The 15,313-nt window shown below is 64.0% G+C and carries 13 protein-coding genes; 6 read left to right on the top strand and 7 right to left on the bottom strand.

Translation table 11 applies throughout. The features are described 5' to 3' along the window. The first annotated feature begins 6 nt into the window (after positions 1–6). From ACFPK0_RS03525 to ACFPK0_RS03505, 5 genes are read left to right on the top strand one after another with little or no spacing between them, the layout of a single operon-like run. Positions 7–273: an acyl carrier protein gene (locus tag ACFPK0_RS03525; RefSeq protein ID WP_056081873.1), complete on the top strand. Its 267-nt coding sequence runs from the start codon at positions 7–9 to the stop codon at positions 271–273. Further along, positions 273–1,835 (top strand): class I adenylate-forming enzyme family protein, encoded by a 1,563-nt coding sequence (locus tag ACFPK0_RS03520; protein ID WP_377338388.1) that lies wholly within the window; start codon positions 273–275, stop codon positions 1,833–1,835. The genes ACFPK0_RS03525 and ACFPK0_RS03520 overlap by 1 nt, the downstream gene beginning before the upstream one ends. A 10-nt stretch (positions 1,836–1,845) precedes the next feature. Continuing rightward, complete coding sequence (gene prmC / locus ACFPK0_RS03515; protein ID WP_377338386.1) at positions 1,846–2,736, top strand: peptide chain release factor N(5)-glutamine methyltransferase; 891 nt, start codon at positions 1,846–1,848, stop codon at positions 2,734–2,736. A 50-nt stretch (positions 2,737–2,786) separates the two neighbouring features. Then, complete coding sequence (gene nadE, locus ACFPK0_RS03510) at positions 2,787–3,773, top strand: NAD(+) synthase (RefSeq protein ID WP_377338384.1); 987 nt, start codon at positions 2,787–2,789, stop codon at positions 3,771–3,773. Then, complete coding sequence (locus ACFPK0_RS03505; RefSeq protein WP_377338382.1) at positions 3,770–4,837, top strand: hypothetical protein; 1,068 nt, start codon at positions 3,770–3,772, stop codon at positions 4,835–4,837. The genes nadE and ACFPK0_RS03505 overlap by 4 nt, the downstream gene beginning before the upstream one ends. A 75-nt stretch (positions 4,838–4,912) precedes the next feature. Here the strand turns inward: ACFPK0_RS03505 and ACFPK0_RS03500 are convergent, their stop codons facing one another. The 7 genes from ACFPK0_RS03500 to tviB all read right to left on the bottom strand — a co-directional run bounded on the left by ACFPK0_RS03500 (position 4,913) and on the right by tviB (position 14,120). Further along, positions 4,913–5,464 (bottom strand): GNAT family N-acetyltransferase, encoded by a 552-nt coding sequence (locus ACFPK0_RS03500; protein ID WP_156458980.1) that lies wholly within the window; start codon positions 5,462–5,464, stop codon positions 4,913–4,915. Positions 5,465–5,466: 2 nt separating this feature from the next. Further along, on the bottom strand, positions 5,467–6,192 hold the full coding sequence (locus tag ACFPK0_RS03495) for a hypothetical protein (RefSeq protein WP_377338380.1): 726 nt from the start codon (positions 6,190–6,192) through the stop codon (positions 5,467–5,469). Between the two features lie 87 nt (positions 6,193–6,279). Further along, positions 6,280–9,369 (bottom strand): hypothetical protein, encoded by a 3,090-nt coding sequence (locus ACFPK0_RS03490; protein ID WP_377338378.1) that lies wholly within the window; start codon positions 9,367–9,369, stop codon positions 6,280–6,282. Between the two features lie 31 nt (positions 9,370–9,400). After that, complete coding sequence (locus ACFPK0_RS03485; protein WP_377338376.1) at positions 9,401–10,771, bottom strand: TIGR03013 family XrtA/PEP-CTERM system glycosyltransferase; 1,371 nt, start codon at positions 10,769–10,771, stop codon at positions 9,401–9,403. Positions 10,772–10,976: 205 nt separating this feature from the next. Next, complete coding sequence (locus ACFPK0_RS03480; RefSeq protein WP_377338374.1) at positions 10,977–11,759, bottom strand: 4'-phosphopantetheinyl transferase family protein; 783 nt, start codon at positions 11,757–11,759, stop codon at positions 10,977–10,979. A gap of 25 nt (positions 11,760–11,784) precedes the next feature. Then, positions 11,785–12,843, bottom strand: a complete 1,059-nt coding sequence (locus ACFPK0_RS03475) for an SDR family oxidoreductase (RefSeq protein ID WP_377338372.1) — start codon at positions 12,841–12,843, stop codon at positions 11,785–11,787. Continuing rightward, positions 12,843–14,120 carry a Vi polysaccharide biosynthesis UDP-N-acetylglucosamine C-6 dehydrogenase TviB gene (gene tviB / locus ACFPK0_RS03470; protein WP_056081902.1) on the bottom strand — a complete coding sequence of 426 codons (1,278 nt, stop codon included), beginning with the start codon at positions 14,118–14,120 and terminating at the stop codon, positions 12,843–12,845. Before tviB ends, ACFPK0_RS03475 begins: the two co-directional genes overlap by 1 nt. Before the next feature lie 380 nt (positions 14,121–14,500). On the opposite strand from tviB, the gene ACFPK0_RS03465 reads away from it, so the two are divergent. Continuing rightward, positions 14,501–15,277 carry a ferredoxin--NADP reductase gene (locus ACFPK0_RS03465; protein ID WP_056081905.1) on the top strand — a complete coding sequence of 259 codons (777 nt, stop codon included), beginning with the start codon at positions 14,501–14,503 and terminating at the stop codon, positions 15,275–15,277. Positions 15,278–15,313 lie beyond the last annotated feature (36 nt).

Raw genomic sequence — 15,313 nt, 5'->3', positions numbered from 1 at the left:
AAAACCATGTCGAACGAAGCCAAAGAAATCGAAGCCAAGGTCCGCGGCTACATCCTGGAAAACCTGCTTTTCAGCAACGACCCGGCCGAACTGCCCAACGGCGCCTCGCTGCTGGATCGCGGCATCATCGACTCCACCGGCGTGCTCGAGATCGTGCTGTTCCTCGAAGGCGAGTTCGATATCCAGATCAAGGCCAGCGAGATGCTGCCGGAGAATTTCGACACGGTGAACAACATGGTCGCCTTCGTGCAACGGCTGCGGGTTGCCGCGTAATGACGATACCGCCCCAACGCCTGCTGCAGGATGCCCTGCTCGCCCGCGCCACGGATCCCGCGTTCGCGGACAAGCCCGTGGTGGTGATCGAAGGGCAGCCTTACCGCTATGCCGAGCTGCTGGATCGCGCACAGCGCCTGGCCGGCGTATTGGTGGCGCGCGGCGTGGCGCGCGGCGATCGCGTGGCGATCTACATGGACAACAGCTGGCCGTGCGTGGTGTCCATCTTCGCCGTACTGCTGGCTGGCGGCGTGTTCCTGCTGATCAACCCGCAAACCAAATCCGAAAAGCTCGGGTTCATTCTTGATGACAGCGGCGCCCGCCTGCTGCTGACCGACGGACACCTGGCGCAGGAGTTCGTACCGTTGTTCGGCCATGGTTTGTCCCCCGCCCAGCTGATCAGCTCGGGCAAGCTGCCCGATGGCCACGACATCGCCGCATTCGACGCAGTGATCCACGCCGCCGTACCGCTGGCCGTGCCGCCCGCCACGATTCCGCTGGACCTAGCCGCCTTGATCTACACCTCCGGCAGCACCGGCACGCCCAAGGGTGTGATGCAGACGCACCAGTCGATGGTGTTCGCCCGCGACAGCCTGATCGAATACCTGCGCCTGGCCGCACACGACAACATCCTGTGCGCCCTGCCGCTGGCGTTCGACTACGGCCTGTACCAATTGCTGATGACGGTGCAACTGGGCGCCACGCTGGTGCTGGAACGCTCGTTCACCTACCCCGCGCAGGTCTTTGCGCGGATGGCTGAATTCGGCGTCACCGTATTTCCCGGCGTCCCCACCATCTTCGCAATGCTGCTGTCGGCACACCGGCGCGAACCGCTGCGTTTCCCCGGCGTCACCCGGGCCACCAATACCGCCGCCGCACTGGCCGACGACGCTGCCACCCGTCTGCGCGAAATTTTCCCCCACGCGCTGATTTACAAGATGTACGGGCTCACCGAATGCAAGCGGGTGAGCTATCTCGCGCCCGAACTGGCGGAGAGCAAGCCCGGCTCGGTGGGCAAGGCCATTCCCGGCACCGAGGTGTACCTGCTTTCCGCCGACGGCCAGCGCACCGCTCCGGGCGAAACCGGCACGCTGTACGTGCGCGGGCCGCACGTGATGCGCGGCTACTGGAATCGCCCGGAGTTGTCGGCACGCATGCTCAAGCCCGGCCCGCTGCCCGGCGAAATGGTGCTGTGCACGCAGGATCAGTTCCGCATGGACGCCGAGGGCTTCCTGTATTTCGTGGGCCGCAGCGACGACATCATCAAGACCCGCGGCGAGAAGGTGAGCCCGGTCGAGGTGGAAAACGCCATGCACGCGATCGACGGCATTCGCGAGGTGGCTGTCGTCGGTATCGATGACGAATTGCTGGGCCAGGCCATCCGCGCCTACGTGGTGCTGGAGCCGGGCGTCGCCCTCAGCGCTGGCCAGATCCGTGCGCAGTGCATCAAGCGACTGGAAAACTTCATGGTTCCGCAGCAGATCGTGCTGTGCGCGGACCTGCCCCGTACCGCCACCGGCAAGGTCAGCAAGAAAGCCCTGCTGGAGCAGACCGATGCCTGAGGGAACGCCTTTGAACGCTACCTATCTTGCGCTGCGCGAACGCCTCGCCAACGACCTCGACGTGCTACCGGACAAACCCGAGGAGACGCCGGACAGCACGCTGCGCGCACTGTGGTTCGCCGCCGCCGGCAGCCCGCGTTCGGCCACCGCCGCCGCCCTTGGCGAGCTGCCCGCATTGGCGCACGACCATGCGCATGCGCTGGAGCATTTCGTCACGCGCCGGCTCGCTGGCGAACCGCTGGCCCACATCACCGGCCGCCAGCGTTTCATGGGGCTGGAAATGCTCAGCGCACCGCAAGCGCTGATCCCGCGCGCGGAAACCGAGCAACTGGCCGGCGCCAGCATCGACCTGCTGCAATCCTCGACCGCATCCCGTCCCGCGCGAGTCATCGACGTCTGCACCGGCAGCGGCAACTTGGCGTTCGCCATGGCCCACCACGTGACCGACGCGGAAGTGTTCGGCAGCGACCTCAGCGTGGAAGCGATCGACTTTGCGCGGCGCAACGGCCGCCACCTGGGGCTGTCGTCACGCGTGCAGTTCCGCACCGGCGATCTGCTGGCTCCGTTCGAGACGGCAGACTTCATCGATCACACCGACATGATCGTCTGCGCGCCGCCGTACATCCGCAGCACCAAAGTCGAGCAGATGGCCACCGAGATCGCCGACCACGAACCGCGCCTGGCCTTCGACGGCGGCCCGTTCGGCGTCACCATCCTGATGCGGCTGATCGAGGATGCGCCACGCTTTCTGCGCCCTGGCGGCTGGCTGACGCTGGAGGTCGGCCTGGGCCAGGGGCCGGCGCTGACCAAACGGCTGCAACGTGACGGGAACTGGCAGGATGTCCGTGCGCTGGCCGATGCCAACGGCGACACGCGCGTACTGCTGGCCTGCCGAAGCTGAGAACCGGGCGGCAATGCCCGGCAAGCACCACTGTGGTCAAGGGGGAATCCGTGGACGAATTGAACTGGGATGTGCTCGACCTCGACTACGCGCAGGAAGCCGAACGCATCGCCGCCCGCCTGCGTGAAATCACCGCGCGCACGCTGCACAAGCGCGGCCTGGTGGTGGCAATTTCCGGCGGCGTGGACAGCTCGGTCTGCGCCGCACTCGCGGTCAAGGCACTCGGTGCCGAACGCGTCTACACGCTCATACTGCCCGAGCGCGATTCGGCCGATGCCAGCGCCGACAACGCACACATCCTTGCCGACCACCTCGGCGTGCGCGCGGAAACCTTCGACATCGCGCCCGCGCTGGCCGCCATCGGCTGCTACCGCGCGCGCGACGAAGCGGTGCGCCGCGTGCTGCCCGCGTACGCCGACGACTGGCGCATGAAGATCGCCATCGCCGGGGGACTGGATGGCCGCATCAACCATTTCAACCTGATTGCGCAGGCACCCGACGGCACGCTGCACGAGAAGCCGTTGGGCCTGTCCGAGTACCTGCAGATCGTGGCCGCCACCAGCTTCAAGCAACGCCTGCGCAAGACACTGGAGTACTACCACGCGGACCGCCTGAACTATGCCGTTGTCGGCACCCCCAACCGGCTGGAATACGACCAGGGCTTTTTCGTGAAGAACGGTGACGGCTCCGCCGACATCAAGCCGATCGCGCACCTCTACAAAACCCAGGTCTACGGCATGGCCCGCCACTTGGGCCTACCCGAATGCGTCGCCACCGCCGCACCCACCACCGATACCTACAGCCTTGCGCAAGGCCAGGACGAGTTCTATTTCGCCCTGCCATGGCAATCGATGGACCTGGCGTTGTGGGCGCTGGAGCAACAGCTGCCGTCCGCCAAGCTGGCGCAAGCGCTGGATATTTCTCCGGCGGCCGCCGAGGCGGTGTACGCCGACATTCAAAACAAGCGGCGCAGCACGCGTTACCTGCATCAAGCGCCCATCCTGCTGGACGAAGGAATGGGAGCCACGACACCGTGACTGACGACACGCCCCGGGGCCCTCGCGATTACGTCGTCCACGCGGGCGACGTCACGCGCGAACGCGATGCCGTTATCGAGGCGTGGCGCGGCAACCTGGGCACACCCGACCGTCACGCCCCCAAATTCGACTGGTTTTATCTCCACTGTCCCTATGGCGAGCCCCTGGTGAAGCTGCTTCGCCACCAACCATCTTCGTGTTGGGTGGGTGCCTGTGCCGCCGGCCCGCGCCGCATGGAGTGGCGGGGGCGCGAGCTTAGCGCTGGCGTATTGGTGGACATGGCGGTCGATGCGCAGCACCGGACGCTGGGGCCGGCGATGATGTTGCAGGCTGACCTCATCGAGACGGCGGCGGGGAGGTTCGAGTTGCTCTATGGCTTCCCCAATCGCAAGTCGTTGCCGGTCGTCAAACGGCTGGGTTACGACGTGCTGGGATACATCCCCCGCTTTTCCCGTGTATTGCGGCACGCCCGGTACCTCGAACGGCATCTACCGCGTTGGGCGGCACGATCGGCGGGATGGTTGGTCGATATCTTCCGCGATACATGGAGCGCAGCAAGCGGAGCGCGTGGTGCGCACCCCTCGGCCGTCTGGTCCGACCAGGTCAACCCGCGCATGGACGCGCTCTGGCAGCACTCCAGCCACGGCGACGGGCCGATCACCGTGCGCGACACCACCTTCCTGCGTTGGCGTTTTGACCAATCACCCGCGGCGGCAACGCGGTATCTGCTGCTTGGCGATCAACCCGATGGCCCCCTGCAGGCCTGGTTCGCCTGTCAGGTCGACGGCGACACGCTGAGGGTGCGCGATTTCTGGTCGATGGATGCCAGCGTGGGTGTCGGACGCCGGTGGATCGAGGCATTGATCCGGTGCGCACGACGCGATGGGCATTCCGCCGTTGCACTCGAGTACGCGGCCTCTGCACGAAAACTCGCCCACTGGCTCGATGCCGGCTTCAGCGAGCGCGAAAGGCGACCGATCATTGGAAAGTGGTTGCAGGACATTCCCACCGACATGTCCGGCACCATCGAATGGCATCTGACGGCAGCGGACGAGGACGAATGACTGCACGCGCTGGCGGGTGTCGGGAGCTTGCTGTGCGGATTTCCGACTAGCGTGTCGAAGCTGCCGACCCGCCGCTCATTCGGGAAGCCGCGGTGTGCAACCCATCGCCGGGCCGAAATCGCAGTTGGCGATCATCTTCTGGCACGCCAGGTTGTCGGCCGAGGTGTCGATGTAGAACGTCGACAACCCACGCCCGATCAACTCGTTGATGGCGCGCTGGGTGGCGTACTTGGCCAGGCCCTGCCCTCGCGTACCCGTGGCCGACCAGATCGGCCCTATCACCACGTCGCCCGGGCCAACCTTGTAATGGTTGCAGAACGACACGCTCACCCAACCGCGGTGCAGGATCACCCCGTTACGAAGCAGGCAATAGAACATGCGCCCGCCCATGTTGATGCGAACCAGCGACTTTGCCCATTCCGAGGTGGTCACCACGCGTCGCAACGGCAGCGCCAGCGGTAGCAATTGCGGCAGGCTGGAGACAAACCGGAACTCGACATCGTCCCTGTCAGGAACATTGAACAGTGCCGTTCGATGCATCCGGTAAATCAACTGATACGGCAGATCCGCGGGAATCCGCAATTCAACCAGGTGATCAGCCATGCTGGCGGCAACAGGGTTGGACAAGATCAATCTCCAAGAATCCAGCGAGCCCGATGGGGCATGAAACCGAACTTGCGCTTGAAGCGCTGCATCGTTTCGGTGGCGCCGAAATACGTACCGTACGAATAATATTTGACGTCGGGGTGATGCTTGATCACCCACTCGGCCATATCGATGATCATCATCGGCACGATGCCATCGGCCTGATGATCGGCGTGACCATAGATGGTCTCGATCGAACACAGTTCGCCAGCGATCAGGCAGCTGGCAAACGCATAAAGATGCCCATCGCGAAGGATGCCGAAGTAAGGGTAATCATGCAGCGCGGACGTGGATGGCGGGTCGTTGGAAGCCACCGTCTCACGAGTGAACAACGCCGCCGGCATGGGTCGGCCCTGCCGCACCCGGGTCGAGCGCAGGATGGCCGTGATGTCGTCAAGATGATTGTTGTAGTCGATGCGATCGAAGCTGTAACCCAGCCGCAAGGACTTCTTGTAGTTGCGCCGCGCCGCGCTCTCGATCGACTTGAAATAATCATTGAAGTCATGCGTGAGGTGGCAGGCGGTAACGCCATATTGGTAATTGCGCACCAGCGGAAACTTGGGATGGCGGCGCATCGCGTCACGATAGAACTGGCGCACGATCCGTTCGAAAAAGGGATCGTTTCCGGCCGTTTCCGCATAACGAAGGTTGACCTCCAGCGGTGGCAATGCACGCAATTCGGAGATCAATTTCGTAACGCGGTTGAACACAGTCCGATTCCCATGGTGGTTTTAGGTACGTTCGCCTGGCTCGGCGGCCTGACGCACAAGGTGGTGACCCCCTGCTAGGCACACGGTTCAAGGCCTGTAGCCTCTTGGATAGCCTTTCACCGGGAGTGAACTCACCGGCAGTCCGGTATCGCCGCCTTCGGTAACGGTGCCGCTGGCATCCACATAAAAGTTGAGCACGCCCTGCGCACTGCTTACGTAGGTGCCGCCCGGGCTGATGCTCACGGTCTGCCCGGTGCCACTCGTGACGGTAATGTTGTATCCGGTGGCCTTGGCCAGCTCGGTGACGACATGGTGTGCCGGCCCGAGCACGGTATATGCCACCGTGCCGCTGATCGCGGTACCCGCCGCCCCGGTACTGTTGATCACCACACTGTCGCCGTCGCCGCCGTCAATCCACGCGCCAACGACGCCGCCCTGGGTGATCGTGACCGGGCTGATCGCCGCCACATCCGCCGCCTGACTCGAAAGATCGAAAACCGTCATCCAGCGCTGGCTGACATCGGTGGTGGACGGGCGCACCTGCACCTGCCAGACCTTGGTGGTACTGCTGCTCGGATACAGCGGCACCGTGGTGATGGTTGTGTTTGCGGGCAGCAACGTGGTCATTGCACCGGCATACTGTCCGTTGTAACTCACGTCGAGTCGCTTCTGGCCCGTGGCGGCCACGCCTGCGACGGGATTGGCGGGGAAATGCCAGGCCATGTACTGGTCGTACGAGGCGCTACCCGACGTGGTGCGGTCATAAACCACGAAGCGGTTCGGCCGCAGATAGACGATCTGCCGCGACCAAGCCGCCACACCCGGGCCGGCGGAAAATTTGCGGTACATGTCCTCGAGATTGGTCGACTGCACGTAGACGTAGTCGCCGCCGTCCTCGAACGCCGACACCTTCGTGCGGACGTTGTTGTCTTCGGTCGTGTAGGCGGCCTGGCCAAAGCGATCGACTACCGTGCTGCCGCTCATGTTGCGCACGTAAAACACGTTGTACATCTGCCGATTGCCCAGGTACAGCGTGTTGTTGAACGAGCCGAACAGATCGCTGTACAACAGGTTTTCGTCGGCCGAACCATTCGGTTCGTGGGCCATCCAGCCAAAGGTGTTGACCAGCAACGGCACATTGCCGCGCACCAGGGCGAGGCTGCCCTGATCGAAGCCTTCCTCGCCCTGGGCCGGATTGTTGACGTAAGCGGCGGCCCTGAACGACATCCAGCTGGCGCCTGTCGTCCAGTTCGAGCGCGCGGCAACTGCACCCAACCCCTTCGCGAGATAGGAACGCGGCATGGTGCCTACCTCGACCGTCGGCGCCGAAGGATAGGACTGCAGGAACAGCAACCATGGCGCTGCCGGGTTGTAGCCGGAGGTCGCCGCACTGACCTCGTTGAGATACTGATGAAACACACCGACGCGTGGCGAGCCCCAATAGTTCAGCGCACCAAACAGCTGTTCGTACATGCCCACCTGGGTCGTCCCCACCGGCGGGTTCGCCGTGCCGCTGGCGTGGTTGGTGTCGCGATCGTCGAAATAGGCACGGGAAGGCCAGGTGAAATGCATCGCGTAATCGGCGCTTTCCAGCGGGAAGCTGTACGGTGCCGCGGCGTGCACCAGATCCACGCCCGTCGCCGTTTTCACCTCACGCGCCGGCAGGCTCATGTTGAGGATGGCCAGCGGCGCATAGTTGCCGTAGCCCTCGGGCCAGCCGCCACCGCTCAGGTGCAGCGCAAAATACGGCTGGACCCGATTGCTGAACTGGTTGCCGTACCAATCGTCCCATTGCGCGGCGGCGCTGGGGTTTTCGCCATAGGTTGCCAGCGCGATTGCAGCCTTCGCATGGAAGTAACCGGCAAAGTAATTGCTGTGCGGATGCACGTATTCGAAATTCGCACAGGCCGACGGATTGGGGTCTTCCCATGCGGTCAACCACGCGTTCGCGGCGGTATAGATCTGCGTGCGCTGGGAGGGGCTCAGCAACTCATACACCCAGTCGTAGCCAAGCCCGTAACCGACACCGAAGAAGCGGATACCGTAACCATTATCCGTGCACGGATTCTGTCCCTGGCTGCCGGCGCCGGTATACGGCGCCGACATCTTCATCAGGATATCCACTGCCTTGGCACCGTAAGGCGCCGCCGCGGTGGGGTTGCTCGATTTCAGGACCTGGTAGCACATGCCCTCGGACAGCAGGGCTGGAAGATACGACTCTCCCTGATAACCCGAACCCAGGTTGGGGAGGTTCGGATAGCCGCTCTCGCTTGGATAATTGACCGTACCGCCGATGAAGGAATCGCACGTGCTTTTCAGCAGTTGCCATTCCGCCGTATTCGCGGCGGCGTGCGCGCGCATGTCACTCAGCGTTGCACTGTCCAGGATCAGGCGCGGGTGGGCTGCCGTGATCGCGGGCGCGACAGCGGCAGCCCGAACCGGAAGGGCGACCATCGCGCTCGCATCCAGCACTCGGCTCGGACGCGAGCCGACGCTGGCGATCGGGCCGGATTTCATCGGGCTTGCCCCGATCGGACTCGCGCCGACCGAACCGGTTTCGGTGGACGCAGGCGTTGCGCCCACGGGGGCCGAAGCTGACAGGAACACGCCAAAGCCGGGTGCCTGGGCTCGGTAGCTGTCTGCGCGTGGCAGCAACGGCGCATCGGATTTTTCTTGCGAAACCGATGTGTCGGCGTTGGACGATGACGCCACCTCGGTGATGACCGACGGGGACGGCAACGCAGCAACGGAAGATGACGGAGACGGTGCCGACGAGGCCGACGCCAACCCGGCAGACGCGGAAGAAACGGGCGTGCTCAGCGAAGAGACCGTCGAGCCTGCCTGTGCCGCAGCCTCCGATCCTTGGGATGGTGTTGGCGAAGGCGACGACGATGGCGCTGGCTCGATGACCTGTGCCATCGCGAACGCACCCAGCAGACAGGCGATGCCGACCGCGGCCAGACGCTTGTGCAAGCTGTAGCGGGCACGTTTCCCTGGCACGCGAACGATGGCGTGATCGACCGTTGAACGATGATCACGATTCAAATGTGGGTCATGGATGGGCACGTGGAGCTCTCCTGCATTGCCGCGCCGGCTATCGCCGATCGACCAGTCTTCCATCGGGGACGCGAGCTTGGCGCCCGCCTGAACCAAAGTTTGCAGCCAACGCTTTTTCACCGGCCCGGCCCCCACACTTCACGCCGAAGGCCTATCGGGCACCGCGACTGAACAACACGACCTCGATCGTCTGAATGAGTATCAGCAGATCGAACAACAGGTTGTGGTTTTTTACGTAGTACAAGTCGTATTTCAATTTTTCGGCGGCATCTTCATCCGATGCGCCATACGGATAACGCAGTTGCGCCCAACCGGCCAAACCCGGTTTCAGGCAGTGGCGCAGGTTGTAATAGCGGATCTTGGTGGCCAGGTCGGCCACGAATTGCGGGCGTTCGGGGCGCGGACCGATAAAGCTCATTTCGCCCTTGAGCACGTTCCACAATTGCGGCAGCTCGTCCAGCCGCACCTTGCGGATAAAACGGCCAACCCGGGTGACCCGGTCGTCGTTCTTGCTGGCCCAGCGCGCCACGCCATCGATTTCCGCATCGGTGCGCATGCTGCGGAACTTGGCCAGGCGAAAGCTCTTGCCGCGCACGCCAACGCGCTCCTGGAGGTAGAAAATGGGTTGTCCGGCACCGGACTCGATGCGGATCGCCAGCGCCACCAGCAACATGAAGGGCCAGGTCAGCAAGAGCACCAATGTGGCGATACCCAGATCGAAACAGCGCTTGCTGAGCTGCCGCAGCGGCGTGGCGTTGAAGCCGCCGGAAAAAACCAGCCACGACGGGTCGGTGAGCGAGAGTTGCACGCGGCCGGATTCGCGCTCGAAAAAGGTGGTGAGATCGGTAACCGCCACGCCATGCTGGCGGCATTCCAGCAACTCCTCCATCGGCAGGCCGCCGCGGCGGTCATCGACGCCCACCACGACTTCGTCGACCTGTTCGCGCTCCACCAGTTCAAACAGCGTGTCCGCCGTCAGCACCTGTTCGACAGGCACCACCAGCTGCTCGCCCGGGCGCGGCACGAAACCGACCACGGTAAACCCGCGCCGGTCGGAACGCCGACGCATGCGGCTATGGATTTGCGAGGCACGCATGCCGGCGCCGAGAATCAGTACGCGCCGCTTGAACGATTCCACTTCCACCAGGCGCAGGAACAACGCGCGCAAGGCGGTTACCGCGATGAAACCGATCACCAGCGCGATACCCAGCACCCCGCGTCCCACGTACGCTTGCGGTACCACGTAATACGCCACGACCAGGCCCAAACCGCCCAGCACGAATCCCACGCCCTGACGCGCAAGCAGGCCGAACCAGGTCGCCCGCATATGGGTTTGATATTGACCCAGCGCAGCCAGGCCAAGAAGCAGCATCACCGCGAACACCAGCGAACGCTCCGGCATGTGGCGGGAGAATTCCTCCAGTTGATCCGGATACCGGAAATAACGCAGATACGTGGCCACGTTCAAGGACGCCGCCAACAGCAATGCCTCGCCCAGGCCCAGCAAAAGGAGCCAGCGCATAGCTTGCTTATGCAAAAAACGAAACATCCCTATCCCCTGCCCGATTCAGCGGTGGCATTACGCGAGCCAACAGGCGAGAGTATCGCCCGTTTCGGCCGAGTTTCCACGCGCCGGTAAGTCTATGCCTTTCGATTATGTCGTGCGGATCCGGCGGGAAAAATCGCCACCGCACTGCCTGTCCAGCTGCGGACGCTGACCAGGATTTTCATTCGCCGGCGCTACCGTCCCCGGCCATGGGTCGGTCAAGTATATGCAAATACCGCTCGCCCGACCCGACCGGCAGAGCCAGCGCCCCCACCACCGCCGTGGGTAGCTGCAATTCGTGCACGCTGCATGGCGGGCACGCGAGCCCCGGTGGCGGAGCCACGCGAGCCTCAGGCAAGGCTTCGAATGTCGCCGGCGGCGGCCCGCTCAAGCCGGTGCCGAAAGCCTTCAGCAAGGCCTCCTTGCGTGTCCACAAGCGGAGCATGGCGTGTTCGCGCGCCACGGGCGGGAGAGCATGCATATCGATTGCCTCGCGCGGCGTGCAGACAGTGGACACGAGATCGTTCAAGGCACGCAACGGCGGCGAACGCTCGATGTCCACGCCCACCACGGCGGTGCGGCCCACGGCCACCGCTACCCAGCTTCCGCTGTGGCTGAGGCTGGTTGCCCAGGGCGTACCGGGCAATTGCGGCTGACCGGTGGGGGTGCTGGTGATCCGGACCGCCGCCGCTTCACACCCGAGGCACCAACCCAGCACCGAACGCCACATGGCGTGTGCCAGGACATAGGCCACACGGTCATGCGCGAGCCGGAAGCGCGCCGCGCGTCGGCGCTCGCCAGAATCCAGCAGGTGCTCCGCGGCAACGGCCTGGTCGAGCCACGCCACAGAGTCGAATACCAGCACCGCCACATCGTCCGCGGTGGGCGGGCTGAAACCCGCCTGTAAAAAGGCGCGCGCCGCAAGCCGTGGAAACACCTCGTACACCCGATCCGCCGCGTTCATGATGACGACGGCCCCGCCGGCAGACTCAGGCCTGGACACCTTCCCTGCGCGTAATGAAATCCACATACCATGGCATCGCCTCGCCTAACCCCAACTGCAGCGTGTGCGTAGGCGCGTAGCCCAGGCGCGCGTGCGCACGACCGATATCGGCCAGCGAATGGCGCACGTCGCCCGCACGGAAATCACGATAGACGGGCTGCTTGTCGTAGCTGACGCCCTGATCCGCCAGCTGCGTTGCCAGGCTTTCGAAAAGCTCGTTGAGGGTGGCGCGCTGGCCCACGGCAACGTTGAACACCGGCTCGCAATCGGGGTCGACCACCAGCGCCGCCAGCAGGTTGGCCTGCACCGCGTTGGCGACATAGCAGAAGTCGCGGCTGGTTTCGCCATCGCCATTGATGAACACGTCGTCGCCGCGGATCATCGCCGCCAACCACTGCGGGATCACCGCCGCGTACGCGCCATCGGGGTCCTGGCGGCGACCGAACACGTTGAAGTAGCGCAGCCCCACGGCCTTGAAGTCGTAGCAGCGGGCGAAGACTTCGGCGTAGAGCTCGTTGAACAGTTTGGTGGCGGCATACGGCGACAGCGGACGGCCGATGCGGTCTTCCACCTTGGGCATCGTCGGCTCGTCACCATAAGTCGAGCTGGACGCCGCGTAGGTGAAACTGGCCACGCCCGCGTCGCGCGCGGCCACCAGCATGTTGAGGAAACCGGTGACATTGGCCGAGTGGGTGTCCACCGGATCTTCGATCGAGCGCGGCACCGAACCCAACGCCGCCTGATGCAGCACATGGCGCACGCCGGCGCAGGCGGCCTGGCAATCCTCGGGGCGGCGGATGTCGCCCTTGATGAAGCGGAACCGCGACCACGCTTCCTCGCCAACCAGCTGCCGCACTTCATCCAGATTGCGTTGATGGCCGGTGGCGAAGTTGTCCAGCCCGACCACGCGCTGGCCCAGCCGCAACAGCGTCTCGACCAGGTTGGAACCGATGAACCCGGCGGCACCGGTAACCAGCCACGGAGCGGTCTCGGCGCGCACCCGTGCCTGCAGTGTTGCCGGCAGCCCGGCTTCGATCGTGGTCATCACAGTCTCCCATCCACGGCTTCGCGTGGCAGTACGTATTTGACGTCGTAAAGCACCATGTCGGGCTTGCCGAATGCACGGATGCCTGTTTCACCCAGCGCCACAAACTGCTTGTGGCCCACCGCCACGACAACGGCATCGTAGGTGCCTTGCTGCGGTTCGGACACTGGCCGAATGCCGTATTCATGCTGCGCCTCGTCGGCACTGACCCAGGGGTCGTACACATCCACGTTGGCGTTGTAGCCGCGCAACGCATGCACGATGTCGACCACGCGGGTGTTGCGCAGGTCCGGGCAGTTTTCCTTGAACGCCAGCCCCAGCAGCAGGACGCGCGCACCGACCGGGTTGATCCCCTTGCACACCATCAGCCGCATCACTTCGTTGGCGATGTACGGCCCCATGCTGTCATTGGTGCGGCGGCCGGCCAGGATCACGTCGGGGTGATGGCCCACCTCCTGCGCCTTGTGGGTGAGGTAGTACGGATCCACGCTGATGCAGTGCCCGCCGACCAGGCCCGGCCGGAACGGCAGGAAATTCCACTTGGTACCGGCCGCCTGCAGCACTTCCAGCGTGTCGATGCCCAGCTTGTTGAACAGGATCGCCAGATCGTTCACCAGTGCGATGTTGAGATCGCGCTGGGTGTTTTCGATCACCTTGGCCGCCTCGGCCACCTTGATGCAGCTGGCCTTGTGCGTGCCGGCGGTGATGATCGAGCCATACAGGCGGTCGACAAAATCGGCCACCTCCGGCGTCGAGCCGGACGTTACCTTGAGGATGCTGGTCACCCGGTGCAGCTTGTCGCCGGGATTGATCCGCTCCGGGCTGTAGCCGGCGAAGAAATCCTGGTTGAAGACCAGGCCGGAGCCCTTGGCCAGGATCGGCACGCACACTTCCTCGGTGCAGCCCGGATACACGGTGGATTCGTACACCACGACATCGCCACGCTTCAGTACCTTGCCCAGCGTTTCGCTGGCCTTGATCAGCGGCGTGAGGTCGGGCCGCTTGGCCGAGTCGATCGGCGTGGGCACGGTGACGATATAGACGTTGCAGTCGCGCAGATCATCCAGCTGCGAGCTGAAGCGCAAATGCGTCGCTGCAGCCAGCTCCTCGGCATCGACCTCCAGCGTGGCATCGCGGCCGGCGCGCAGCGCATCCACCCGCGCCGCATTGATATCGAAACCCATCGTCTTGTAGTGCTTGCCAAACTCGACGGCCAACGGCAAACCAACGTAACCGAGCCCGACAATGGCGATCCTGGCTTCTTCAAGATTCCGCATGCATAACTTCCCGTTCTGATGTCCATCGGAAAAGACGCCACGCCCACCAGCAACACCGCGAGCATTGCGGGTCAACGCAACATGATAGCGCGCTGTCTACTGAGTCTCACTTTCGAACTTTCCCTGTTCACCTGCCCTGAATGCGCCGTCGGCGATCGCGACATTTCCTGGCGACCACGGCCAATTCGCCGCACCCCGGCGGCGTGATGAAATCGTGGTGGCGGCCCCCGGCGTGGCATAATGCGCCGTCACGGTTGCGCGGCTGCGCAGCACTCGTCAGGCACCGCGGCCATGCCCGCCCTCCCCACGCGAGTTTGTCATCCGGCCCGGGCCGGACGCCACCGTATGGCACTCCTGTTCATCGACCGACGGTAAAGATCATGGTGGCAATGGCGACCGAGCACGTGATTGACGTGCACCACTGGAACGACACGCTTTTCAGCTTCCGCACCACGCGCGACCCGGGTTTCCGCTTCGACAGCGGCCATTTCGTGATGATGGGGCTGGAGGTGGATGGCCGTCCGCTGTTGCGCGCGTATTCGATCGCCAGCGCCAGCTATGAAGAGCACCTGGAGTTCTTCAGCATCAAGGTGCCGAATGGGCCGCTCACCTCGCGCCTGCAGCACCTGCAGCCGGGCGACCCGGTGATCGTCAGCCGCAAACCCACCGGTACGCTGGTGCTCAACGATCTCAAGCCGGGCAAACATCTTTATCTGCTGGGCACGGGCACCGGCCTGGCGCCCTTCCTCAGCCTGGTTCGCGACCCCGAAACCTACGAGCGCTTCGACCGGATCGTGCTGGCGCACGGCGTGCGCACGGTGAGCGACCTCGCCTATGCCGACTACCTCGAGCGCGAACTGCCGCAGCACGAATATCTGGGCGAACTCATCCGCGAGAAGCTGATTTATTACCCCACAGTGACCCGCGAAGCTTTCACCAACCGCGGCCGAATTACCGATGCGATCGCCGACGGTGTGATGAGCCGCGTCACCGGCCTGCCCCCGCTCAACCCGGAGACCGACCGCGTGATGCTCTGCGGCAGCCCGGCGATGCTGGAGGATCTGGCCACCCTGCTGGATGGTCGCGGCTTCCAGCCCTCGCCGCGCACGCGGGAGCCGGGTGATTACGTGATCGAGCGCGCGTTCGTCGAGAAATAAGCCGCCTGTCGGCAAGCGGGAGACGCATGCGAACGG

This window comes from Rhodanobacter ginsenosidimutans (assembly GCF_042655685.1).
Classification (GTDB): Bacteria; Pseudomonadota; Gammaproteobacteria; order Xanthomonadales; family Rhodanobacteraceae; genus Rhodanobacter; species Rhodanobacter ginsenosidimutans.
This window is presented reverse-complemented; position numbering and strand designations above follow the sequence as displayed.

Excerpts from the sequence above, each read along its gene's own strand:
- ACFPK0_RS03480 (WP_377338374.1), bottom strand. The coding sequence starts at position 11,759 with ATGAACGCGGCGGATCGGGTGTACGAGGTGTTTCCACGGCTTGCGGCG.
- ACFPK0_RS03475 (WP_377338372.1), bottom strand. The coding sequence starts at position 12,843 with ATGACCACGATCGAAGCCGGGCTGCCGGCAACACTGCAGGCACGGGTG.
- tviB (WP_056081902.1), bottom strand. The coding sequence starts at position 14,120 with ATGCGGAATCTTGAAGAAGCCAGGATCGCCATTGTCGGGCTCGGTTAC.
- ACFPK0_RS03520 (WP_377338388.1), top strand. The coding sequence starts at position 273 with ATGACGATACCGCCCCAACGCCTGCTGCAGGATGCCCTGCTCGCCCGC.
- ACFPK0_RS03485 (WP_377338376.1), bottom strand. The coding sequence starts at position 10,771 with ATGCGCTGGCTCCTTTTGCTGGGCCTGGGCGAGGCATTGCTGTTGGCG.
- ACFPK0_RS03525 (WP_056081873.1), top strand. The coding sequence starts at position 7 with ATGTCGAACGAAGCCAAAGAAATCGAAGCCAAGGTCCGCGGCTACATC.
- ACFPK0_RS03465 (WP_056081905.1), top strand. The coding sequence starts at position 14,501 with ATGGTGGCAATGGCGACCGAGCACGTGATTGACGTGCACCACTGGAAC.